Raw genomic sequence first — 21,523 nt, 5'->3', positions numbered from 1 at the left:
GGCTGAGCGTTTGCAGAACCGAGCGGATGCCCGCGTTTCATCGTCCCTGCAGTTGAGCCCAGGGCGACGTCGAGGCGGCGGTGAGTCTCACGGACGACATTGGAACAGGGTTGAAGCGTGCCCGAGGCCTGCATCTGAACCTCCGGACCGTGTCAGGGCGCGTTGTGATGTCAGGTGCCGAATGACAGTTACTGGTTGTCGACAGTCATGTTCCCGAGCACGTGAATTTCGAGCCGGTTTTCAGTCCTCAGTCGGTGAACAAGCCGATGAAGTATTCATTATCAGAGCTGACTCTGAAATCGCCCTCGATGTACTTGGCGAACTTCGGCACGTCGGCCAATGCGACTGGGTACGGTCCCATTTCTAGTGGAAGTTCACTTTCATCGACGTCAATCAGTTCTCTGATTTCGTCTCCGGTGATAGCAGTCAGGGGATAGCTGTCCGCGATCAAATCGGTTTGGTTATCGTATGATTCCAAGTACCACATTGTCCTCTCCTTGTTGGTAGTAGTCAGACCGTGCTGCCTTATTCTCGAGCGGTCGTGAACCGGCGTCGTCTCCGGTTCGAGTTACCAAGATGTCGGGCCTCGGTTGGTCATCGACCAGGCTTTCTAGTGGGATCTGGGGGCTTGGTTTGTGCTCCGGTATTCGGATCGAATTCGCCCAAGTGCTTGCCGTTCTTGCTGTATTTCTCGACTGCGCCGTGTTGGCTATCCCATTCGTAGATGTTCCCTTTGTCGTCAGTCCACCGCGTTCTGCGGTTGAGCGGTTTTCCTCGTGTGGCGTTTGGAAAGCCTGGCAGACCGCCCCGGGGCGCGGGATGGTAGTGCCAATTTCCCCCACCAGTGTTTGCGTTGAAGGTCGTCGGACTTGCTTGTAGTAGCGGTTGCACGTCCATCGCAATTCCGATAGCCGCCGCCCCGGTTGCCACGGTGACACCGACGGCAATTGCGGACGCCGCTTCCACTCCGGTGAGGACGGCGATGACACTTCCGGCGATGACGCTGCCCGTCGCGCCGGTAACGGCGACCGTTCCCACGCCGAGGGTGAAGAAGCCGGCAACTGCGCCGGCGATCGTGCCGGCAACGATGGCGGTTCCCACGATATCGATGACGCTCTGGTGAGCGTCCTGAATGGTCGAGGCCCATTCGCCGCAAGCGCTCGCGAGAGTGTCGAACTGGTCGGCGACGTTGTGCGCAGCGCTGTCGACGCCGTCCATTTGGGCGAGGGCCTGCGGCACTTCGTCGGAGGCAAGTTCCTCCATGTCGGTCCACGCGGAGTTCGTGGCGTCGCTCGCTCGTCTCAGCTCTTCGGCGGCGGTGCGCCACGCGCTTCCGAGACCCCGCAACTTCTCCGGATCACCGTTGGGCCACATGTGGCCCTGAAGCCATCGCGTGATCAGCCCCCACCCCATCGGGGCGTCGGTGTCGCCGCCGTAGGAACCGTTGAACCGCGGTGTAATCGTAGGAGGAAGTTGTGGGGGAGCGGGCAGCGGCGGAGTCGGCGGAACGGTGTTCGCATTCTCTGCGTTAGCGTGGTTGACGCCGGTTGCTGCAAGCAGATCATGAAGTTTGCCGAACGCATTCGTGATGTCGGTTGCTGTGGAAACGGCGTCGAATGCCGCGGAATCGTAACTGTCTGCCCAGGACTCTCCGGCGTTGTCGGTGCCTGCGCAGCCCCAGTTCCGGTCGAGTTCCGCGGCGAGTTTCGCTATCGCGCCGCTCGAGATGGTCTTGGCGCTGCCGTACTGGGAAGCCGCATCGGCAAGGATGTCCGGGTCGACGCTGATCGGGGCCATCAGGGCCACATTCGCTTGTTGTGGTCCACGGCTGCGCGATAGCGATCATGGGCGCATCGCGCCATCGTGCCGAGTTGGGCGAGCGCGGTTCGCATATCTGTCAGTTCCTGCCGGAGCAGCTCGTGCTTCGAGCGGTGCGCCTCAGCTGCTTCGCCTTCCCATTCGATGCCGAGATCGTTCACCTCGCGCTCGACATCGGCGATAGCGGATTCGATCGTGGCTCCAACTACATGCGCGCGATCGACAAGAGCGAGAATTCGCTCGACGTCGGCGACGTAGCGCGCCGTCAACGGTCCAACCGAAGGCCGGAGTCCACCACGTGTTCATCGATCACGTTGTCCGATGCGGCATATTCGGTCGCAATGCCATCGAGCAGCCACGCGTCCTCGGTGAGCGCGCCGCATATCTTCCGAGCCGAATCGACCCACTCCGCCCACAGAACTGCATGGGAATCGGCCGCAGCGCCTGTCCAGGAGGTCTCCAGCGATTCCTCTGCGGCGAGACGGACGAGATCGATGTCATCCCACAACACGTCGGCGAGGCCGGACATCCGAGCAGAGGCACGGCGGATCCGATCGGGATCGGCTTTCACAGGGTCGTGCGGGACGAACCCGGCCATGGTGGGACGTCGACCGTCCTGGCAACAGAATCGGTTGTGCGCATCGAACCCCCCGGAGCGATGAAATGATGTCGGAAGACTACTGCACCGAACCGACTGGCTCGGCCGTACCCGCCCCGTCCATCCGGCATAGTGTTCGTCGAGCGCTACCACGCCCGATTTTGAGAACGGCACCCGGTTCCCTACACTAGAGCGGTTGCCCGGGCTTCGTCGTGCCTGCACGCGAGTCCTTGCAATAGAAACGCAACCTCGAGTTCTCCGTACGTCAGCATCGAAATGCGGAAGCTCGAAACACCTGGCAGTGCAGCGATGCATTGCTTGGAGCGCAACCCCTGACCGGCAACAGTCGGTCAGGACATGTTCACTTCGTTGTAGGCCCACGATGTGACGAGCCAGGCCCGCCGGGTTCTCGAGAATCCAGGGGCACCAGCTCGCGCGTGCTGCATGGGAACCGCTGCGAGAAAGGTGCACAGGTCACACCATGACGATGACCGATCCAATTGCAGACTTCTTGACCCGTCTGCGTAACGCCAATTCGGCGTACCACGACGAGGTGAAGCTTCCCCACTCGAAGCTCAAGGCGAACATCGCCGAGATCCTCAAGCGCGAGGGCTACATCTCCGATTACCGCACGGAAGACGCCGAGGTGGGCAAGACCCTCATCGTCGATCTGAAGTACGGCCCGAGCCGTGAGCGCAGCCTCGCCGGCGTGCGACGCGTCTCCAAGCCCGGTCTCCGGGTGTACGCAAAATCCACCAATCTGCCCAAGGTTCTCGGCGGCCTGGGCGTGGCGATCATCTCCACGTCCACAGGTCTGCTCACGGAGCGTCAGGCGGCCAAGCAGGGTGTGGGCGGAGAAGTCCTCGCCTACGTCTGGTAGGGGAGGCCACCACCATGTCACGTATTGGAAAATTGCCGGTACCGGTCCCCGCTGGAGTCGATATCACCATCGACGGCCAGAACGTTGCGGTCAAGGGCCCCAAGGGTGCCCTGAGCCTGACGGTCGCCGAGCCCATCCAGATCGCTCGCGCCGACGACGGCACCATCGCCGTCACCCGGCCCGATGACGAGCGCAAGAGCCGTGCACTGCACGGACTTTCGCGCACTCTCGTCGCGAACCTCATCACCGGTGTGACCAACGGTTACACCAACAAGATGGAGATTCACGGCGTCGGTTACCGCGTCGTACTCAAGGGCAAGGACCTCGAGTTCGCACTCGGTTACAGCCATCCCGTGCTGATCGAAGCACCCGAGGGCATCACGTTCACGGTCGAGTCGCCCACGCGATTCACCGTTGTCGGCATCGACAAGCAGAAGGTCGGTCAGATCTCTGCCAACATTCGTCGTCTGCGGCGTCCGGACCCGTACAAGGGCAAGGGCATCCGCTACGAGGGTGAAGTGATCCGCCGCAAGGTCGGAAAGACGGGTAAGTGATATGAGCCAGCAAACAGCAGACAAGGCGAACGTCGTCAAGCGCACTCCGCGTGGCACCGACGTCTCGACGAAGCGTCGCCTGTCGAAGGCACGTCGTCACTTCCGCCTTCGCAAGAAGATCTCCGGCACGCCCGAGCGTCCCCGCTTGGTCGTCAACCGGTCCTCGCGTCACATCCACGTGCAGTTGATCGACGACCTCGCCGGCCACACGCTGGCCAGCGCGTCGAGCATCGAAGCCGATGTGCGCGCCCTCGAGGGCGACAAGAAGGCCGTCAGCGCGAAGGTCGGCGAGCTCATCGCCAGCCGCGCGAAGGCTGCCGGTGTCGAGGCAGTCGTGTTCGACCGCGGCGGCAACAACTACAGCGGCCGCATCGCGGCACTCGCAGACGCAGCCCGTGAAGGCGGGTTGACGTTCTGATGATGACAATGACTGACAACGGAAGGACAGCCTGATGCCGGGACGTCAACGGCGTGACGGCGGAAGCGGCCCCGCCGGACAGAACAGTGGCCCCAACGCAGGTGGCGACAACAACCAGCGCGGCGACAACCGCGGTGGCGGTCGTGACCGTCGTGACAACGGCCGTGGCGGCAACGCTGCGGACAAGTCGAACTTCATCGAGAAGGTCGTCACGATCAACCGCGTCTCCAAGGTGGTCAAGGGTGGTCGACGCTTCAGCTTCACCGCCCTCGTCATCGTCGGTGACGGCAACGGACTGGTCGGCGTCGGCTACGGCAAGGCCAAGGAAGTTCCCGCGGCCATCCAGAAGGGTGTCGAGGAGGCTCGTAAGAGCTTCTTCCGCGTCCCGATGATCGCCGGCACCATCACGCACCCCATCCAGGGCGAAGCCGCAGCCGGCGTCGTCATGTTGCGTCCGGCCAGCGCCGGTACCGGCGTCATCGCCGGTGGCGCTGTGCGTGCCGTGCTGGAGTGCGCCGGTGTCCACGACGTGCTGTCGAAGTCGCTCGGTAGCGACAACGCCATCAACGTCGTGCACGCGACCGTCGCAGCCCTCAAGGGTCTGCAGCGTCCCGAGGAAGTTGCGGCTCGCCGCGGCCTGACCCTCGAAGAGGTTGCACCCGCCGGAATGCTGCGCGCACGCGCACAGGCAGGAGCGGTGAAGTAATGGCTCAGCTGAAGGTCACCCAGATCAAGAGCACCATCGGCCAGAAGGCGAACCAGCGTGACAGCCTGCGTACTCTCGGGCTCAAGGGCATCCGCCAGACGGTCGTCCGCGAGGACAACCCGCAGAACCGCGGACTGGTCAACACGGTGCGCCACCTCGTAACTGTTGAGGAGGTCTAACCATGACCATCAAACTGCACCACCTGCGCCCCGCAGCCGGATCCAAGTCGACGAAGATTCGCGTCGGCCGTGGTGAAGGTGGCAAGCGTGGCAAGACCGCAGGTCGCGGTACCAAGGGAACCGGCGCACGCAAGAACGTGCCGGCACGCTTCGAGGGTGGCCAGATGCCCCTTCACATGCGGCTCCCGAAGCTCAAGGGCTTCACCAACCGCAACCGTGTCGTGTTCCAGGTCGTGAACCTGCGCGACATCGAGCGTTTGTTCCCCGAGGGCGGTCAGATCGGTATCCCCGAGCTCATCGCCAAGGGCGCCGTTCGCAAGAACGAGCCCGTCAAGGTTCTCGGCGACGGAAACCTGACCGTGAAGGTCGAGATCTCGGCCAACAAGTTCACGGGCTCCGCCAAGGAAAAGATCGCCGCTGCCGGCGGTTCTGCAACCGAGGTATGAGCATCGGTTCGATGTGCTGAGTAGCAGCGCATCGACCAGCAGTTCGTGACGATGGCCGCAGCCACAGCTCTCGCAGCTGAGCTGCGGCCATCGTTGCCTCGGCACCACGTGCCGTGGTCGACCGAACGGACGGGGTCCAACACTGACCGTCGGGCGGTTCGATACGCACTGTTAGAGTTCTAGAGTTCACAGAAGTTCGTTTCGATGCGGGCGACCCATGTCGCTCGCAGTCCATGCTTGTGAGGCTCACGGGAGCACCAGTTGCGCTCCCGGCGAAGTACTCGCAGCGTCAATGCAGTCGTGCCAGGAGGATCTTTGCTTTCCGCCTTCGTGTCGGCCCTCAGGACTCCTGACCTGAGACGGAAGATCCTCTTCACGCTCGGTCTCGTCGCCCTGTATCGCTTCGGTGCCACGCTGCCGTCGCCGGGTGTCGACTACGCCAATGTCCGAGCATGCATCGACCAGGTCTCCGGTGGAGACTCGGCGGGCATCTACTCGTTGATCAACCTGTTCTCCGGTGGAGCGCTCCTACAGCTCTCGGTGTTCGCGATCGGCATCATGCCGTACATCACCGCCAGCATCATCGTGCAGCTGCTCACCGTCGTCATCCCGAAGTTCGAGGAACTCCGCAAGGAGGGTCAGTCGGGGCAGGCCAAGATGACGCAGTACACGCGTTATCTGTCGATCGCGTTGGCCATCCTGCAGGCGACCGGACTGGTGGCCCTCGCTTCGCGTGGCCAGCTGCTTCAGGGATGCCAGCAGGACATCATCGCCGACCAGAGCATCTTCGGCCTCGTCATCATCGTGCTCGTCATGACCGCCGGTGCAGCCGTCGTCATGTGGTTCGGTGAGGTCATCACCGAGCGCGGCGTCGGCAACGGCATGTCGCTGCTCATCTTCGCCGGAATCGCCTCGCGTATCCCGTCCGAGGGCAACTCGATCCTCGAGAGCCGCGGCGGATTGGTGTTCGGTTTCGTCTGTTTCGCAGCGTTCCTGATCATCACCGGTGTGGTCTTCGTCGAGCAGGGTCAGCGCCGAATTCCCGTCCAGTACGCCAAGCGCATGGTCGGTCGAAAGATGTACGGCGGCTCGTCCACGTACCTTCCGCTCAAGGTCAACCAGGCCGGCGTCATCCCGGTGATCTTCGCGTCCTCGCTGCTCTACCTGCCGAACCTCATCGCCCAGCTCACCTCGGCGAGCACCGCGGTCGATCCGAGTTGGTGGCAGCGCATCATCAACGAGTACCTGGTGAACCCCGCAAACCCGGTGTACATCGCGATCTTCTTCGGTCTGATCGTCTTCTTCACGTACTTCTACGTGGCGATCACGTTCAACCCCGAAGAGCGCGCCGACGAAATGAAGAAGTTCGGCGGGTTCATCCCGGGCATCCGTCCGGGCAAGCCGACCGCCGACTATCTGAACTACGTCCTCAGTCGCATCACGTTGCCGGGTGCGGTCTACCTGGGCACCATTGCCGTGCTCCCGAACCTGTTCCTCGACATCGGAAGTTCGGGTGGAGGACAGAACCTCCCGTTCGGCGGCACCGCCGTTCTGATCATGGTCAGCGTGGGCTTGGATACCGTGAAGCAAATCGAAAGCCAGCTGATGCAGCGTAACTACGAAGGGTTCCTCAAGTGAGACTTGTTCTGCTCGGTCCGCCCGGTGCCGGCAAAGGCACCCAGGCCGTCCTCCTGTCCGAGAAGCTGGGCGTTCCGCACATCTCCACCGGCGACCTGTTTCGCGCGAACATCGGTGAGAAGACGGCGCTCGGACTCGAAGCGAAGAAGTACCTCGATGCAGGCGACCTTGTTCCCAGTGAGCTGACCATCGACATGGTCCGCAGTCGCCTCGCCGAGCCCGACGCGGTGAACGGCTTCCTGCTCGACGGCTTCCCGCGTTCGGTGGGTCAGGCCGAGGCGCTGGTCGGCATCCTGGCGGATCTGAACGCCGAGCTCGACGCAGTACTCTCCTTCGCCGTCGACGAGGACGTCGTCGTCGAACGCATGCTCTCGCGTGGCCGCGAGGACGACAAGGAAGACGTCATCCGGAACCGACTCAAGGTGTACCGGGACGAGACCGCGCCGCTGCTCGACTACTACGAGGGTCAACTCGTGACGGTCGACGCGATCGGTGAGGTGGACGAGGTCAACGCTCGCGCGCTGAAGTCCATCGAGGACCACGGCAAGTAATGGCGTTCGGCCGTAAACGCAAGGTCGTGCCGTTCCGCAGCGCAGGTGAACTCGACGCCATGGCTGCGGCCGGCGCGGTCGTCGGCGCTGCTCTGGTTGCCGTTCGGGCCGCGGCGGTACCCGGTGTCTCGACTCTCGAGCTGGACCGAGTGGCCGAGGCGGTCATTCGCGACGCCGGCGCTGTGCCGTCGTTCCTCGGGTATCACGGCTTCACCGGCAGCATCTGCTCGTCGGTGAACGACCGTGTGGTGCACGGCATTCCGTCGGCGGATGAGCTGCTGGTCGCAGGCGACCTGGTGTCCATCGACTGTGGGGCAGTTCTCGACGGTTGGCACGGAGACTCTGCGTGGACGTTCGGTGTCGGCGACATCATCGAGGCCGATGCGATGCTGAGCGAGGCGACGCGGCTGTCGATGGAAGCCGGTATCGCCGCGATGCTTCCCGGCAACCGGCTCACGGACGTCTCGCACGCCATCGAATCGGGAACCCACGCGGCCGAGCAGGCACACGGCCGCAAGTACGGAATCGTCGACGGGTACGGCGGTCATGGCATCGGCCGTGAAATGCACATGGACCCGTTCCTCGCGAACGAGGGTGCGCCCGGCAAGGGGCCGGAGTTGGTGGTCGGATCCACCCTCGCGATCGAGCCCATGCTGACCCTCGGAACGTACGACACCGACATTCTCGACGACGGGTGGACGGTCGTGACCACCGACGGATCCCGATCCGCGCACTGGGAACACACCGTTGCCGTCACCGAGGACGGGCCGCGGATCCTGACGCTGCGACCCAGCTAGGGGCAGACCCGGCCGGGGTCACCAGGCCAACGAGCCGTAGCGCCGCCCGCCACGGAGCAGGCCGAGGTGCGCGGCCACCAGACGTAGCCAGAGTCGAGTGGGCATCCTGGTCACGGCAGTCGGAAGCAGAGGGTTCCGTACGCCCAGCATCAGCAGGGCGACGTAGATCGAGCGGGCCCGGAACGGCGGGCAGCCGTGGACTCGGTAGAGGCCGCGCACGTGAGCCGATCCGTATCCCAGAGCTCCCGCTTGTTTCCAGTTCTCCCGGTGGCCGGTGCGCAGTCGGTACGAGACCAGTGGTTCGGCGATGAAGTGCAACCGACGGCCCGCGTGCTGTGCGCGCCACGAGAATTCCATGTCCTCGCTGGCGTGTACGTATTCGAGCATGCCGCCGAGCTGACGGTAGGTCGATCTGCGGCACGCCATGCTGGCACCGATGACGAACGGCAGGAATGTCGACTTGCCCTGATCCGTGGGCGGTGCGAAAGGCGTCGATGCTCGCGTGGCAACGGAGTTCAGTGTCTCCGTCTCCAGGCCGGTACCCACGAGGTCGTACTCGTCGAGGCGCGCAACGATGCGTCGGAGCCAGCTCGGGTGCACCGCGTCGTCCGCGTCGCAGAATGCAAGCAATTCGCTGCGGGCGGCGTCTGCACCCCGGTTGCGTGCGAACGATGCCCCCGGGGTTCCCGCAGCATCGACGTATCTCAGGTCCATAGCGCCACGAAGGTGATGGCAGTCGATGTGTTCGCGAAGGCCGTCGGTCGAGCCGTTGTCGCTGATGATCACCGTGAACGGATGCTCGTAGTCCTGTCGAGCGAGAGCTCGCAGTTGATCGTCGAGAACGTCCTTGGCGTTGTGAATTGGGATGATGACGGATACGACCGGGTCGCCGGCGCGCGTGTCTGATCTCAAGAGGGGTGCCTTGTAGTCGTCGTCGCGGACACGGCCGCCGCTGCGAACGCAGTCGGTACGGCCAGTGGTTGTGCGGCTGTGATGCAGCCCGGCGGAACGTTAGCTCAGGAAATCGAACTGGGGCAAACGTTGACCTGGAGTATGGACACTGGACGCATTTGGCCAGACGTGCATTACCCGGTAGCATGGATCGATGGTGCGCCCTGCGTACCGGATGTTCGCGTGCCCTGGTGGGCTGCGAACCGTTCCGGCGATACGTCGGCCCGTTGATTCGGGTCGGTCAGTGGGCATCACGGTAACGGAAACAGATGCAATCAACCAGGTGTGAGAGCCAGGATCGCGGAGGATATGGCCAAGAAAGACGGTGCTATCGAGGTAGAGGGCCGAGTTGTCGAACCGCTGCCCAATGCGATGTTTCGCATTGAGCTCGAAAACGGCCACAAGGTTCTCGCTCACATCAGCGGAAAGATGCGTCAGCACTACATCCGCATCCTTCCCGAGGATCGCGTCGTGGTGGAGCTTTCGCCCTACGACCTCACGCGTGGACGCATCGTTTACCGCTACAAGTAACAGCTTCCCCGGCCACGTCCGGTCGGGGAGAACCATGCTCGGGGCCACTGCACGCAGCGGGGCCGAGCTACACACAGGAGATCAACGACGTGAAGGTTCAGCCGAGCGTCAAGAAGATCTGCGAAAAGTGCAAGGTGATTCGTCGTAACGGACGCGTCATGGTGATCTGCGACAACCTGCGTCACAAGCAGCGTCAGGGATAACCACCGAGCATTTCGCACGTCGGCTTGGCAACAGCTAGAAGATGACCTCCCAGCACCAACCGCGACACACGCGTCGCGGCAGACCCCCGGCACGGAGGCCGGGGCCCCACTGAGTTTGTTGAAAGACGCTTCACACCCCAGCGGTGAGAAGGACACAGGGGACGGACTGGGAGCAGACCTCCGGACAAGAAAAGGAAATGCCACATGGCACGTCTCGCAGGTGTGGATCTGCCGCGCGAAAAGCGCATGGAGATCGCACTGACTTACATCTACGGCGTCGGCCGTACCCGCTCCAAGGAAATCCTCACAGCGACGGGCGTCAGCCCCGACCTGCGAAGCAAGGATCTCGGCGACGACGATCTGCGCAAGCTCAGCGATTACATCAACGAGTCCCTCAAGGTCGAGGGCGACCTGCGCCGCGAGGTTCAGGCCGACATCCGTCGCAAGATCGAAATCGGCTGCTACCAGGGTCTTCGCCACCGTCGTGGTCTGCCCGTCCGTGGACAGCGCACCAAGACCAATGCGCGTACCCGTAAGGGACCCAAGCGCACCATTGCCGGCAAGAAGAAGGCGAAGTAATGCCCCCCAAAGCACGCGGTACCGGTCCGAAGAAGGCGCAGAAGACGCGTCGCAGGGACAAGAAGAACGTCCCGCACGGATCTGCGCACATCAAGAGCACGTTCAACAACACGATCGTGTCGATCACCGACCCCGCCGGAAACGTCATCTCGTGGGCGTCCTCGGGACACGTGGGCTTCAAGGGCTCGCGCAAGTCGACTCCGTTCGCCGCACAGCTCGCAGCCGAGAACGCTGCGCGCAAGGCACAGGAGCACGGCGTCAAGAAGGTCGACGTGTTCGTCAAGGGTCCCGGCTCCGGCCGTGAGACCGCGATCCGCTCGCTTCAGGCCGCTGGCCTCGAGGTCGGCACCATCTCCGATGTCACCCCTCAGCCGCACAACGGCTGCCGTCCGCCCAAGCGGCGTCGGGTCTAGCGGGAAGGAAAGGTTTAGAAAATGGCACGTTATACCGGTCCTATCACCCGCAAGTCGCGTCGTCTGCGCGTCGACCTCGTCGGAGGCGACCAGGCGTTCGAGCGTCGTCCCTACCCGCCCGGCCAGCACGGCCGCGCGCGGATCAAGGAGAGCGAGTACCTGCTCCAGCTGCAGGAGAAGCAGAAGGCTCGCTTCACCTACGGCGTCATGGAGAAGCAGTTCCGTCTGTACTACAAGGAAGCCAACAGGACGGTCGGCAAGACCGGCGAGAACCTGCTGACCATCCTCGAGAGTCGTCTCGACAACGTCGTCTACCGCGCCGGACTGGCACGCACGCGTCGTCAGGCCCGTCAGCTGGTCACGCACGGTCACTTCCTGGTGAACAACAAGCGCGTCGACATCCCCAGCTACCGCGTCTCGCAGTACGACATCATCGACGTGCGTGAGAAGTCGGCACAGACTCTGCCGATCCAGATCGCCCGCGAAAGCTACGGCGACCGTCCCGTCGCCCCGTGGCTGCAGGTCGTCCCCAACCGTCTTCGCATCCTGGTGCACCGGTTGCCGGAGCGCGCACAGATCGACGTGCCGCTCCAGGAGCAGCTCATCGTCGAGTACTACTCGAAGTAAGGCGCAGCACGCATGTGAGTCTCCCCGTGAGGCTCACATGCGTCTTCGCCTCCACACGTGGGCGTCAAATAGCGGACGCCCGTACAGGAGGAACACACAATGCTCATTTCACAGCGCCCGACGCTGACCGAAGAGGTCATCGCCGACAACCGCTCGAAATTCGTCATCGAGCCGCTCGAGCCCGGCTTCGGTTACACACTCGGCAACTCGCTCCGCCGCACCCTGCTGTCGTCGATCCCCGGCGCTGCTGTCACCAGCATCCGTATCGACGGCGTCCTCCACGAATTCACCACCGTCCCCGGAGTCAAGGAAGATGTCACCGACATCATCCTGAACCTCAAGGGCCTCGTGGTGAGCTCCGAAGAAGACGAACCGGTCACCATGTACGTCCGCAAGCAGGGCCCCGGCGCTGTGACCGCAGGCGACATCGTGCCTCCGGCCGGCGTCACGGTGAACAACCCCGATCTGCACATCGCGACCCTGAACGACAAGGGCAAGTTGGAGATCGAGCTCGTAGTCGAGCGCGGTCGCGGCTACGTCCCCGCCGTTCAGAACAAGGCTTCGGGTGCCGAGATCGGCCGTATTCCGGTCGACTCGATCTACTCACCCGTGCTCAAGGTCACCTACAAGGTGGAGGCCACCCGCGTCGAACAGCGCACCGACTTCGATCGGCTCGTTCTCGACGTGGAGACCAAGAATTCCATCACCGCGCGGGACGCGCTCGCTTCGGCGGGCAAGACCCTGGTTGAGCTCTTCGGCCTCGCCCGTGAGCTGAACGTCGAAGCAGAAGGCATCGAGATCGGACCCTCGCCCGCCGAGGCCGATCACATTGCTTCCTTCGGACTCCCCATCGAGGATCTGGACCTCACCGTCCGTTCCTACAACTGCCTCAAGCGCGAGGGTGTTCACACCGTCGGCGAGTTGGTTGGTCGTACCGAGTCCGATCTGCTCGACATCCGTAACTTCGGGCAGAAGTCCATCGACGAGGTGAAGGTCAAGCTGCATTCGCTCGGCCTCTCCCTCAAGGACAGCCCCGCGTCGTTCGATCCGAGCACCGTGCCTGGCTACGACGCCACCACGGGCACGTGGAGTGACACCGACGCCGGCTCCTTCAGCGACACCGAAGGTGCCGAGCAGGACTACGCCGAGACAGAACAGCTGTAATCAGCTCGCTGGAGCTCTTACTAGGAGATTCATCATGCCCAAGCCCACCAAGGGCCGCCGTCTCGGCGGGTCGGCGTCGCACCAGAAGGCCATCCTGGCCAACCTGGCGACGTCACTCTTCGAGCACGGCCGCATCACCACCACCGAGTCGAAGGCCAAGCGCCTTCGTCCCCACGCCGAGAAGCTCGTCACCCACGCCAAAAAGGGTGATCTGGCGCATCGTCGTGAGGTTCTCAAGACGATCAACAACAAAGATGTCGTGCACAAGCTGTTCGCCGAGATCGGGCCATTCTTCGCCGATCGCGACGGTGGCTACACGCGCATCATCAAGACCGTCCCCCGCAAGGGTGACAATTCGCCGATGGCCATCATCGAGCTCGTCAACGAGCAGACGGTGTCCAACGAAGCCGATCGCGCTCGCCGCGTGAAGGCTTCGCAGGCTGCTCCCGCCGCAACCGAGGCTCCGGCCGAGGACGCGACCGACGAGAACGTCGTCGAGGCTGTCGAAGCCGACGCGACCGACGCCGAGGTGGCCAACGCCGACGCAGTCATCGAAGGCATCGAGGACAACGACGCACACGCGTCGGACGCCCCCGAGGCCGAGGAAGCCAAGAAGGACTAGTCCTTTTGAGCTCCGCGCACGATCGAAGCGGGCCCGCCATTCCCCCAGGGGAAGGCGGGCCCGCTTTGTCGGTCCCCACCAGATTTCGGCTCGACATCTCGTACGACGGCACGAGCTTCTCCGGGTGGGCGCGCCAACCGGGTATCCGCACCGTCTGCGGAGTGCTCGAAGAAGCCTTCTCCACGGTGCTGCGGCAATCGATAGAGCTGACCGTGGCGGGACGAACCGACGCGGGAGTCCACGCAACGGGACAGGTGGCGCACTTCGACGCCGTCGACGTTCCCGACGATCACGACCAACTGGTCCGCCGAATGGCCCGGTTTCTGCCCACCGATGTTCGAGTACGGGCCATCACCGCCGTCTCCCGGGATTTCGACGCTCGATTCTCGGCGTACCGCAGGCACTACGAATATCGTTTCGGCACTGCGCTCTACGGTGTCGACCCCCTCGATGTCGCCGGTGTCGTCTCCTGGCCCAGGCCCATCGATCTGGGTGCGATGCGTGAGGCATCCGCGGGATTGATCGGTCTGCACGATTTCGCCGCGTTCTGCAAGCGACGTGACGGTGCCACCACCGTTCGGGAACTGCAGCGCTTCGACTGGGAGCGCGACGGCGATCGTCTCACCGCATACGTCAGCGCCGACGCATTCTGCTGGTCGATGGTCCGTAGCCTCGTCGGTGCCATGCAGGCCGTGGGCGAAGGACGCCGAACTCCCGACTGGGCGCGGTCGCTGTTGACTCGCCGCGAGCGGGCGAGCGAGGTGGCGGTGGCTCCGGCGCACGGCCTGTCTTTGGTTCGAGTCGACTACCCGCCGGCCGGCGAGTTGGCTGCCCGGAACGCGGCCACCCGAGAAGTGCGCCCGGCGATCACCGGCGGCGGTTGCTGTGGGGGAGAGGGCTGATCGAGCGTCACCGGGTCTAGTGTCGGAGCGATGCAGCCGATACAGCTCGCCATCGTCGTCGGTAGTGTGCGTGCCGGTCGAGTGGGACCGACCGTCGCGGCCTGGGTTCGAGGTGTTGCCGCCGAACGCACCACCGTCGAGGTGGTGGACGTCGACCTGGCCGATTTCGAGTTACCGAACTCTCTCGTTCCGAGCGAGGACTCCGAACGCTTCACCGGGATCATCGATGCGGCCGACGCCTTCGTGTTCGTCACTCCCGAGTACAACCACGGCGTACCCGGTGCGTTGAAGACTGCGCTCGACACGGTGAAGTACGAGTGGCGTGGCAAGCCGGTGGGATTCGTCTCCTACGGCGGGCTGGGCGGTGGGATTCGAGCGACCGAACAGCTGCGGCAGATCACTGCCGAATTGCACATGGTCTCGGTCCGAGATGCCGTGTCGCTGCACCGGGTGCGTAAGCGGTTCGACGAGTCGGGACGGATCGACGATGCCGCGGCCGTCGACGCTCTGGGGCGTCTTCTCGATCAGCTGGTGTGGTGGGCCGACGCGGTGGCCGGCGCTCGTGGGCGCGCCGACTACCCGGGCTGAGAATCGGTCATGCACGAACCGCGGGGCGCAGACTCCGGGGCCGGCCGATGAACGCCGTCTCCTGAGGAATCGTGACCAGTGTCAGCTCGACGTCGAGTGGACCGGACCGGACGTGAATTCGATCCCCCGACGCATGGGGCTGGACGATCGTCAGATCCGGCTGCGGCACGCTTCGATCTTGTTCGGGGCGGCCGGTCCGCGGTAGGTGCTCGGACAACGAGATCACGGTGACGCCCGAAAGCCCCTGTTGCACAGGCGGTGCCGAACCGTCGGCGAAGTCGATCAGGATCACGTCGTACGACGGCCGGGATCGGGTGGTGGTGCCGTCGATTAGTAATCGATCGGGTGCGCCGATGGCGTCGAGGATCGCGCTCCAGGCGTGCGGGCGATCCGTGCGGACCAGAACCCTGGCACCGGTGGCGATAGCGCGGAAGATCAGTTGCTGGGCGAGGTAGAGCTCTCCGGCGATCCGAACTCGCGTCAGGCCCGGTCCGAACAGCCGCACCGCGACACCGTGTCCGTGAGCGTCGGATCCCAGTAGCTGGCCGCACCCGCCTACCGGGAGTTTCAGCTCGTCCATCGTCGTTGTATCGAGAATTCGGCTGGGAGACAGCGAATCCAGGGCGGGTAGGGCCAGCGGGAGCTGGGCCAGGATGCCGTCGCGTTGACTCCCGCTCATCGAGGTCAACGCGCGTACACGAGGCTTCGTGATCGGTGTTCGAGTGGCAAATCTGCACGACCCATGGATGCGCACCTTCCCGGTGTCGTGGGTCGGTTGCAGGCGGAAGGACAGCGTCGCTCCGAGGGACGGTGTTGCCCACAGGGTCGCGATGTCCTCGGCAGTGACTGTGCTGCAATCGATTCCGAAGCCGGTACTCGACGCACCCGGTAGGGGTGCTGTCGACCACGTCTGGGTCAGGTCGTCGATACTCACGCCTCGGCACAGGTGCAACACAGCCGATCGCACTTCGGAGCTCGTCAACAGTCGTGAGGACAGCCCGTGGGCGTTCAGAGCGCGATGTACGCGAGTGGTCGCGACGACAGCGGCGCGGGCTGCCCCGGCCCTGCCTCCGCCTCTGGCCCCGATCGCACGAGCATTCGCACGCAGGTCGAGAGTGACTGCCACCCAGACTGTTCGCACCGCTACTGCCGGTAGCGGACCGATGAGTGACTCGTACACCTCGGTGGCGACCGAGCCTGCCGAGCTGCGGAATCCGAGTGCAACGACGTCGATGGAGCAGACCTCGATGTCGTGCTGTCGCAGACACGACGCCAACGCGTCGACAGGAAGCGTGTGTTGCGTCTCGGCGCTCGCCTTGCCGAGGACCGTGGTGGCGTGCCCGGGCGGGACGATCTCGATGGTGCAGGTGACGGTGTCGCGCTGCCAGTGGACCCCGACCGGGCCGACTGCCGTGTCGGTGTGGTTCGTGCTCACGCCGACGTCAGGGACCCGATCGGCGAGGAACCGCCAGATGGTCCGGACCCAGTCCACGACGGATCTGCGCCGAACGGCGACGAACGGAACGAGCGCTACCGCCGCAGCAGCGAGCAGAGCCGGCCCTGGTCTCACGTGTGCCGCGAACAGAGCCCAGCCGATCGCCACGGCTGCGGTCTCGGCCACGATCACCCGCCGCACCGTGGGCGCGACGAAAGGAACGGCGGCTCGCCCACGCCCTGCTCGACCGGTACGCGTCATCGAAACCCTCCCCCCGAAGGTCACAGTGCCCCATCGACGAACGCCAACGCGGTCGCCGAGGTGTGCGGACGAACTGTACTGTGTCGCGTGACCCGAATGGGGATCGGGTCCGCACAATCCTGGGGAGGAAGCGTGGCGTCGACGCCGACAACGAAGTGGCAGGTTGGCGGTTACCGTTTTCTCGTCCGCAGAATGGAACATGCGCTGATCAGACGCGACGTTCGGATGCTGCACGATCCGATGAAGTCGCAGTCGCGGGCACTGCTCGTGGGCGTCGTCGTAGCCTGCATCGGCTTGGCGGGATGCGCTGCGCTGGCACTGTTTCGGCCGCAGGACAAGATCGGTAACGCGTCGATCGTGGTGGGCAAGGATTCGGCCGCGATGTTCGTGAAAGTGGACGACGTGTTCCATCCGGTGCTCAATCTCGCGTCGGCTCGATTGATCGTAGGCAAGCCCGACGACCCGTTGACGGTCAAGGAATCCGAATTGTCCGCACGACCCCGCGGGGCGCTGGTGGGTATTCCCGGTGCTCCGTCTGCGCTACCGCACGACAGTGACGGCAGCGCAGAAACGTGGACCGTCTGCGACACCGTCGACCGGATCACGGGAGTGACCTCGACAACGGTTGTGGTGGGTGATCCTCGCTTCGGTGAAAGCACGGCTGCGCTCGCCGATTCCGAGGCGTTCCTCTGGACATCGGACGGCACTGCCTATCTCGTGCACGACGGCACCAAATCGCCGGTCGACCTGAACAACAGGGCAGTGGTCCGGGCACTCGGACTCGAGGACGCGACACCGTCTCCGGTCAGTGCCGGTCTGCTCAATTCCGTGCCCGAATCACCCCCCGTCGCAGCACCGTTCGTGCCGCGAGCGGGTGAGGCTCCTACGTTTCCGTTCGACGGCCGGACGATCGGTTCGGTCGTCAAGGTCGCCGGTCGCGACGTCCAGTACTACGTGGTTCTGGAGGACGGAATACAAGCGATCAACGAAACTGCGGCCCTGCTCCTGAAATTCACCGATTCGCAGGGCAGTCCGGAAATCGCAGCCGTCAATCCCGACCTACTCGCGAATGCTCCCAAAACGTCCTTCGGGCTGGAGGTTTCGACGTTTCCGGAGACCGCTCCCACGATCGTCGATACCGGGGAGCGCCCGGTGGGTTGCTTGACGTGGGAGCCACTTGCAGTTGCCGACGGCGGGCCGTCGGCTCGACTGGTCGAGTCCGCCGGTCGCGGGTTGCCGCTGGAGCCAGATGCACAACCGGTTGCGCTGGCTCAGGCCGATGGTGGCGGCGACGCCGTCGACCAGGTCTATCTGGCACCCGGTAGCGGCGGTTTCGTGCGCAGTACCGGTATCTCCGCGTCGAGTACACGCCAGGGCAGTGTCTTCTTCGTGGCCGATACCGGAGTGCGGTACGGCGTCGACGGTGCCGAGGCTGCGTCGGCGTTGGGGTTCGGACCGCCGGCACCCGCGCCCTGGCAGATACTCCAATTGCTGGGCAATGGGCCAACTCTCGGGCGCGGCCAGGCCCTGACGATGCACGACGGTGTTGCTCCCGACCCGCAGGCCGCGGCACTTCCGACGAAGTAGCGCCTGGCTCAGTCGGTTCTGCCGCGTCGGCGCAGCGGTACCGACAGCGCGAGTCCGAGTGCCAGGATCACTGCCACCAGCACCGAACCGGTGACCGCTGCGGTCCGCGGTCGATGATCCGGCGTGGGCGGCGGCAACGGCGCACTCATCGCAATGCTGTCTGCAGGAACCGACCTGGGGATGGGCGTCACCGAATCGGTGACCGCTGCAAGCGGATCGACGATGCCGTGGCCGACAAAGGGGTTCCACCCTTCGGCCGGCTCGTGCGCCGTTCGTTCGATCCGATCCACCACCTCCAGCGCCGACAGTTCGGGCCGGTGGGAGCGCACCAGCGCTGCCACCGCAGCAATAAGCGGTGCCGCAAAACTCGTTCCGGTCATGGGAATCACGCCATCGGTGCCCCGGGTGCCGTTCGCCAGTCCGTTGCCCGTCGGCGACAGCGACGTCATATTCGAGCCCGGAGCGGCGACGTCGACCCACGGACCGGCCAGGCTGAACGGAGACGGTGTGCCGTCCGACTCGACCGAACCGACCGTCAACACGTCGTCGAACCACGCCGGAGTCGCGATGGTCGCGATGGACGCCCACGGGTCCGCGTCGGGCCGAAGCGGGTCGGTTGTCGGGTTCTGGGCCTGGCAGGCAGCGCTGCCGAGATTCCCGGCTGCTGCAACGACCACGACGTTCCTCTCTCGGACGGCGTACTGCACGGCCGCGCCGAGCGGACCGTCGGCCACACCGCCTCCGGCGGGCACGCAGGCGACCTCGGAGATGTTGATGACCGAGGCACCCGAGTCCACCGCAGTTCGGATGGCCATGGCCATGGTGCGCACGTTGCCGTAGCCCGCGGCATTCTCCGGCTCTGCCGTCCTCTCCTCCTCGGGCCGGTTGTCGACGATCTGAAAGACACTGCTGGACTGGCGAATCGACAGTATGCGTGCGTCGGGCGCACCTCCGGCGAATCCGCTGCCCGGTGCGGTCTGTGCAGCGATCAGGCCGGCGACCATCGTTCCGTGTGCATCGCAGTCGAACAGCCCGTCGCCTGCGCCGACATAGTCGCCGCCGGCGATCAGACCCGGCAGGCGCGGATGTGCGGTGACGCCGGTGTCGATGACGGCAACCACTTGACCTGCCCCACGGGTGATGGGCCAGACCGATGCGAAGTCGAGCGCCTTCAGTGCGGTCGGCACGACCTGGGCGTCGGCAGTCGCGGACGGCAGCGCGCAGGCGTTCTTCTGTTCGGTGGGTTCGAGCGGGCCGGGAGCGCTCGGCGCAGGCAGCTGGAAGGGGTCGATCACCGGACGTTCGGCGCGTGCTGGATACCCGCCGAAGACTGCGTCGAACGACAGCGACAGAGCAGTGAACGCCGCGATGACGACCGTTCGCCGTCGGTGCGGCGTCACAGCCCGCGGACGACGCTGTACAGACCGCACACCCAGACTGCGATCGGAATGACCAGGGCGATGGCGGCGTATTCGAGCAGTTCGGCCGCTCTCCGCATCACCGGCGAGTACGTGCGGGTGGGCACGAATGCCCCGAAGATCGACGAGGCCACCGCGCCGGCCAGGGCCACCCCGAACAGAGCGAGGACGAGATCCGGCAGTGCGACGACCGCACCGACGAGGAGCGCCAGCAGAATCGTCGCTCCGCCTGCGACCAGCGGAACGGCATGCGTCACAACGGCATAGGTGCGTCCACGCAGCAGCAGGACGAGCGCACACAGCGCCGCGAGCGCGACCGCAGGCCAACGGACGCCATCTCCCGAATCGGCTCCCGCCGCGACAAGCACGCCTGCCACCACGGCGACGCTGAACGCCGACAGCAGACCGGTCAGGTAACTACGCGCTTCGGCCGCGGCGACCTGCAGATCTTCGAACGAGATCGCGTCGAGTTCGGCTTCCTCGACGGTGTCCAGCGGTGCTCCCGCGGTGGGGACCGGTGGAAGCGGCAATTTGGCCTGCATCATCGACACGCGGGCAGAGAGCGCAATTCCAGCCAGGCCAGTGAGGGCCGCGGCAGTACCGATCGCCGGTGGTGCCATCGTGGTGAACAATGCGCACACCGCGGCAGCGAACGTCAGAAGCGCCACCGATATCGCAGCGGTGAACAGTGCGAACCCGGTCCCGCCGATACGAAGGGACAGCAGAGCCGTCGCACCGGCCATGGCCGAACCCAGCATCAGCTGAGCCGCGCCGAACTGCCCGGGTACCAGCACGATTCCGCCGGTGAACATCAGCGCGACAGCACACCCGCCGAAGAGGACGGCGACGGCGTGCTGTTGATACACCCGCCCCAGAATCACTCCCGCGATCGCGAAGAGTATCGACGCAGTGACGGCAGCGAGCCCCTCGACGAGACTGCCGACGTGCTCGGCTCCGGCCCGGATCGGCCCACGCAACAGGACCGCGCACGCCAGCAACACCAGCGCACCGGTGACAACCGAACCCACCGTGCGCGCGGTACGCGCAGTCCAGTGCGGAACATCGTCGGTACCCGATCGCGCAACGGAATACATGAGGTCGTCGAACAGTGGAACCGGCGCGGGCCGCTCGGCCACACCCAACACGAGCAACTCACCGTCACGCACCGACAGCTCCGCCAACGTCGCAGTCGGTGACAGCGGAGGGAACCCGATCCGCGCGAGCGTCCACGCCACGGGCAACCCATCGGACGCGGGATCCCCGTCGCGGGGTCCTCCTCGTCCCGCTCGTCTGGGTCGTTCCGCAGGCTCCACTCCCGCTCTACCAAGTCGTTCCGCAGGCTCCACTCCCGCTCTTCTTGGTCGTTCCGCAGGCTCCACTCCCGCCGCAATCAGGTCGACGATCCCCGGCACGAGGAGCGAGACCGGAACGTCCACCGGCAGCGCCATGTCCACCTGCGTGGACCTGGCCAACACCGTCACCCGACAGACTTCCTGCGCAAAAACGGACTGCGCACCCGATGCCCGTCGACTCGCGTCCGCGGCGGCGGGTGACTGTGTCGGATCGGCAGGTGCCGTGCGTGACGGCGCAATGCCGGCCGATGGACGGCTGTCGGCGCGTGTCATGGATATCCCCCCGGATACGTTCGATTCGCGTT

General features: G+C 64.6%; 27 protein-coding genes. 19 read left to right on the top strand and 8 right to left on the bottom strand.

The window, feature by feature from the left end; genetic code table 11:
• Positions 1-247: 247 nt before the first annotated feature.
• From CH291_RS26485 to CH291_RS26640, 4 genes are all read right to left on the bottom strand, one after another.
• Positions 248-487, bottom strand: coding sequence for a DUF7683 domain-containing protein (locus CH291_RS26485; protein ID WP_094639131.1), 240 nt, complete (start codon positions 485-487; stop codon positions 248-250).
• 107 nt (positions 488-594) lie between these two features.
• Positions 595-1,797 carry a colicin E3/pyocin S6 family cytotoxin gene (locus CH291_RS00930; protein ID WP_217901092.1) on the bottom strand — a complete coding sequence of 401 codons (1,203 nt, stop codon included), beginning with the start codon at positions 1,795-1,797 and terminating at the stop codon, positions 595-597.
• Positions 1,797-2,087, bottom strand: a complete 291-nt coding sequence (locus CH291_RS00925; protein WP_094686477.1) for a WXG100 family type VII secretion target — start codon at positions 2,085-2,087, stop codon at positions 1,797-1,799. Before CH291_RS00925 ends, CH291_RS00930 begins: the two co-directional genes overlap by 1 nt.
• Positions 2,084-2,416 carry a WXG100 family type VII secretion target gene (locus tag CH291_RS26640; protein ID WP_179276411.1) on the bottom strand — a complete coding sequence of 111 codons (333 nt, stop codon included), beginning with the start codon at positions 2,414-2,416 and terminating at the stop codon, positions 2,084-2,086. Before CH291_RS26640 ends, CH291_RS00925 begins: the two co-directional genes overlap by 4 nt.
• A 481-nt stretch (positions 2,417-2,897) precedes the next feature.
• On the opposite strand from CH291_RS26640, the gene rpsH reads away from it, so the two are divergent.
• The 9 genes from rpsH (at position 2,898) to map (ending at position 8,585) form a co-directional block, all read left to right on the top strand.
• On the top strand, positions 2,898-3,296 hold the full coding sequence (gene rpsH / locus CH291_RS00915) for a 30S ribosomal protein S8 (RefSeq protein WP_008718266.1): 399 nt from the start codon (positions 2,898-2,900) through the stop codon (positions 3,294-3,296).
• A gap of 14 nt (positions 3,297-3,310) precedes the next feature.
• On the top strand, positions 3,311-3,850 hold the full coding sequence (gene rplF / locus CH291_RS00910) for a 50S ribosomal protein L6 (protein WP_032397535.1): 540 nt from the start codon (positions 3,311-3,313) through the stop codon (positions 3,848-3,850).
• 1 nt (position 3,851) lies between these two features.
• Positions 3,852-4,268: a 50S ribosomal protein L18 gene (gene rplR / locus CH291_RS00905; RefSeq protein ID WP_032365631.1), complete on the top strand. Its 417-nt coding sequence runs from the start codon at positions 3,852-3,854 to the stop codon at positions 4,266-4,268.
• Between the two features lie 34 nt (positions 4,269-4,302).
• Positions 4,303-4,974, top strand: coding sequence for a 30S ribosomal protein S5 (rpsE, locus tag CH291_RS00900; protein ID WP_032397534.1), 672 nt, complete (start codon positions 4,303-4,305; stop codon positions 4,972-4,974).
• Positions 4,974-5,153: a 50S ribosomal protein L30 gene (rpmD, locus tag CH291_RS00895; RefSeq protein ID WP_008718256.1), complete on the top strand. Its 180-nt coding sequence runs from the start codon at positions 4,974-4,976 to the stop codon at positions 5,151-5,153. The genes rpsE and rpmD overlap by 1 nt, the downstream gene beginning before the upstream one ends.
• Positions 5,154-5,155: 2 nt before the next feature.
• On the top strand, positions 5,156-5,599 hold the full coding sequence (gene rplO / locus CH291_RS00890) for a 50S ribosomal protein L15 (protein ID WP_032397532.1): 444 nt from the start codon (positions 5,156-5,158) through the stop codon (positions 5,597-5,599).
• A 315-nt stretch (positions 5,600-5,914) separates the two neighbouring features.
• On the top strand, positions 5,915-7,237 hold the full coding sequence (secY, locus tag CH291_RS00885) for a preprotein translocase subunit SecY (protein ID WP_032397531.1): 1,323 nt from the start codon (positions 5,915-5,917) through the stop codon (positions 7,235-7,237).
• Positions 7,234-7,788, top strand: coding sequence for an adenylate kinase (locus tag CH291_RS00880; protein WP_094639134.1), 555 nt, complete (start codon positions 7,234-7,236; stop codon positions 7,786-7,788). The genes secY and CH291_RS00880 overlap by 4 nt, the downstream gene beginning before the upstream one ends.
• A complete protein-coding gene (map, locus tag CH291_RS00875; RefSeq protein ID WP_032397529.1) occupies positions 7,788-8,585 on the top strand; it encodes a type I methionyl aminopeptidase in 798 nt (265 codons plus the stop codon). Before CH291_RS00880 ends, map begins: the two co-directional genes overlap by 1 nt.
• Before the next feature lie 18 nt (positions 8,586-8,603).
• Here map and CH291_RS00870 read toward each other — a convergent pair whose 3' ends face one another.
• On the bottom strand, positions 8,604-9,497 hold the full coding sequence (locus tag CH291_RS00870) for a glycosyltransferase (protein ID WP_179276410.1): 894 nt from the start codon (positions 9,495-9,497) through the stop codon (positions 8,604-8,606).
• A gap of 348 nt (positions 9,498-9,845) precedes the next feature.
• Between CH291_RS00870 and infA the strand changes: the two genes are divergently transcribed.
• From infA to CH291_RS00825, 9 genes are all read left to right on the top strand, one after another.
• Complete coding sequence (gene infA, locus CH291_RS00865) at positions 9,846-10,067, top strand: translation initiation factor IF-1 (protein WP_005140011.1); 222 nt, start codon at positions 9,846-9,848, stop codon at positions 10,065-10,067.
• An 89-nt stretch (positions 10,068-10,156) separates the two neighbouring features.
• A complete protein-coding gene (gene rpmJ, locus CH291_RS00860) occupies positions 10,157-10,270 on the top strand; it encodes a 50S ribosomal protein L36 (RefSeq protein ID WP_025347279.1) in 114 nt (37 codons plus the stop codon).
• A gap of 204 nt (positions 10,271-10,474) precedes the next feature.
• Positions 10,475-10,849 carry a 30S ribosomal protein S13 gene (gene rpsM, locus CH291_RS00855; RefSeq protein WP_008718227.1) on the top strand — a complete coding sequence of 125 codons (375 nt, stop codon included), beginning with the start codon at positions 10,475-10,477 and terminating at the stop codon, positions 10,847-10,849.
• Positions 10,849-11,262, top strand: a complete 414-nt coding sequence (gene rpsK / locus CH291_RS00850) for a 30S ribosomal protein S11 (RefSeq protein WP_027496331.1) — start codon at positions 10,849-10,851, stop codon at positions 11,260-11,262. Before rpsM ends, rpsK begins: the two co-directional genes overlap by 1 nt.
• A 21-nt stretch (positions 11,263-11,283) precedes the next feature.
• Positions 11,284-11,889 carry a 30S ribosomal protein S4 gene (rpsD, locus tag CH291_RS00845; protein ID WP_032397528.1) on the top strand — a complete coding sequence of 202 codons (606 nt, stop codon included), beginning with the start codon at positions 11,284-11,286 and terminating at the stop codon, positions 11,887-11,889.
• Positions 11,890-11,988: 99 nt separating this feature from the next.
• Entirely contained in the window at positions 11,989-13,053 is a 1,065-nt protein-coding gene (locus CH291_RS00840; RefSeq protein WP_008718222.1) for a DNA-directed RNA polymerase subunit alpha, read from the top strand.
• A 34-nt stretch (positions 13,054-13,087) separates the two neighbouring features.
• Positions 13,088-13,675, top strand: a complete 588-nt coding sequence (gene rplQ, locus CH291_RS00835; protein WP_068051325.1) for a 50S ribosomal protein L17 — start codon at positions 13,088-13,090, stop codon at positions 13,673-13,675.
• Between the two features lie 5 nt (positions 13,676-13,680).
• Positions 13,681-14,577, top strand: a complete 897-nt coding sequence (gene truA / locus CH291_RS00830; protein WP_094686474.1) for a tRNA pseudouridine(38-40) synthase TruA — start codon at positions 13,681-13,683, stop codon at positions 14,575-14,577.
• A gap of 30 nt (positions 14,578-14,607) precedes the next feature.
• A complete protein-coding gene (locus CH291_RS00825) occupies positions 14,608-15,165 on the top strand; it encodes an NADPH-dependent FMN reductase (protein WP_094686473.1) in 558 nt (185 codons plus the stop codon).
• Between the two features lie 7 nt (positions 15,166-15,172).
• On the opposite strand, the gene eccE is transcribed toward CH291_RS00825, so the two are convergent.
• The gene (eccE, locus tag CH291_RS00820) at positions 15,173-16,861 is read right to left on the bottom strand and encodes a type VII secretion protein EccE (RefSeq protein WP_094686472.1); all 1,689 of its coding nucleotides are present in this window, start codon (positions 16,859-16,861) and stop codon (positions 15,173-15,175) included.
• Between the two features lie 132 nt (positions 16,862-16,993).
• Here eccE and eccB point away from each other — a divergent pair, with 132 nt between their 5' ends.
• On the top strand, positions 16,994-18,448 hold the full coding sequence (gene eccB / locus CH291_RS00815) for a type VII secretion protein EccB (protein ID WP_094686503.1): 1,455 nt from the start codon (positions 16,994-16,996) through the stop codon (positions 18,446-18,448).
• Positions 18,449-18,456: 8 nt separating this feature from the next.
• Here the strand turns inward: eccB and mycP are convergent, their stop codons facing one another.
• Complete coding sequence (gene mycP / locus CH291_RS00810; protein WP_373455097.1) at positions 18,457-19,878, bottom strand: type VII secretion-associated serine protease mycosin; 1,422 nt, start codon at positions 19,876-19,878, stop codon at positions 18,457-18,459.
• Complete coding sequence (eccD, locus tag CH291_RS00805) at positions 19,845-21,491, bottom strand: type VII secretion integral membrane protein EccD (RefSeq protein ID WP_094686471.1); 1,647 nt, start codon at positions 21,489-21,491, stop codon at positions 19,845-19,847. The genes mycP and eccD overlap by 34 nt, the downstream gene beginning before the upstream one ends.
• Positions 21,492-21,523: the final 32 nt, after the last annotated feature.

The organism is Rhodococcus sp. 14-1411-2a, from assembly GCF_002259485.1.
Taxonomy (GTDB): domain Bacteria; phylum Actinomycetota; class Actinomycetes; order Mycobacteriales; family Mycobacteriaceae; genus Rhodococcoides.
The sequence above is the reverse complement of the archived record's forward strand: the minus strand, read 5'-3'. Positions and strand labels throughout refer to the sequence as shown.

What these genes read in the sequence shown, in the direction of transcription:
- CH291_RS26485 (WP_094639131.1), bottom strand. Translation starts at nt 487, where the DNA reads ATGTGGTACTTGGAATCATACGATAACCAAACCGATTTGATCGCGGAC.
- CH291_RS00930 (WP_217901092.1), bottom strand. Translation starts at nt 1,797, where the DNA reads ATGGCCCCGATCAGCGTCGACCCGGACATCCTTGCCGATGCGGCTTCC.
- CH291_RS26640 (WP_179276411.1), bottom strand. Translation starts at nt 2,416, where the DNA reads ATGGCCGGGTTCGTCCCGCACGACCCTGTGAAAGCCGATCCCGATCGG.
- rpsH (WP_008718266.1), top strand. Translation starts at nt 2,898, where the DNA reads ATGACGATGACCGATCCAATTGCAGACTTCTTGACCCGTCTGCGTAAC.
- rplF (WP_032397535.1), top strand. Translation starts at nt 3,311, where the DNA reads ATGTCACGTATTGGAAAATTGCCGGTACCGGTCCCCGCTGGAGTCGAT.
- rplR (WP_032365631.1), top strand. Translation starts at nt 3,852, where the DNA reads ATGAGCCAGCAAACAGCAGACAAGGCGAACGTCGTCAAGCGCACTCCG.
- rpsE (WP_032397534.1), top strand. Translation starts at nt 4,303, where the DNA reads ATGCCGGGACGTCAACGGCGTGACGGCGGAAGCGGCCCCGCCGGACAG.
- rpmD (WP_008718256.1), top strand. Translation starts at nt 4,974, where the DNA reads ATGGCTCAGCTGAAGGTCACCCAGATCAAGAGCACCATCGGCCAGAAG.
- rplO (WP_032397532.1), top strand. Translation starts at nt 5,156, where the DNA reads ATGACCATCAAACTGCACCACCTGCGCCCCGCAGCCGGATCCAAGTCG.
- map (WP_032397529.1), top strand. Translation starts at nt 7,788, where the DNA reads ATGGCGTTCGGCCGTAAACGCAAGGTCGTGCCGTTCCGCAGCGCAGGT.
- infA (WP_005140011.1), top strand. Translation starts at nt 9,846, where the DNA reads ATGGCCAAGAAAGACGGTGCTATCGAGGTAGAGGGCCGAGTTGTCGAA.
- rpsM (WP_008718227.1), top strand. Translation starts at nt 10,475, where the DNA reads ATGGCACGTCTCGCAGGTGTGGATCTGCCGCGCGAAAAGCGCATGGAG.
- rpsK (WP_027496331.1), top strand. Translation starts at nt 10,849, where the DNA reads ATGCCCCCCAAAGCACGCGGTACCGGTCCGAAGAAGGCGCAGAAGACG.
- rpsD (WP_032397528.1), top strand. Translation starts at nt 11,284, where the DNA reads ATGGCACGTTATACCGGTCCTATCACCCGCAAGTCGCGTCGTCTGCGC.
- CH291_RS00840 (WP_008718222.1), top strand. Translation starts at nt 11,989, where the DNA reads ATGCTCATTTCACAGCGCCCGACGCTGACCGAAGAGGTCATCGCCGAC.
- rplQ (WP_068051325.1), top strand. Translation starts at nt 13,088, where the DNA reads ATGCCCAAGCCCACCAAGGGCCGCCGTCTCGGCGGGTCGGCGTCGCAC.
- CH291_RS00825 (WP_094686473.1), top strand. Translation starts at nt 14,608, where the DNA reads ATGCAGCCGATACAGCTCGCCATCGTCGTCGGTAGTGTGCGTGCCGGT.
- eccE (WP_094686472.1), bottom strand. Translation starts at nt 16,861, where the DNA reads ATGACGCGTACCGGTCGAGCAGGGCGTGGGCGAGCCGCCGTTCCTTTC.
- eccD (WP_094686471.1), bottom strand. Translation starts at nt 21,491, where the DNA reads ATGACACGCGCCGACAGCCGTCCATCGGCCGGCATTGCGCCGTCACGC.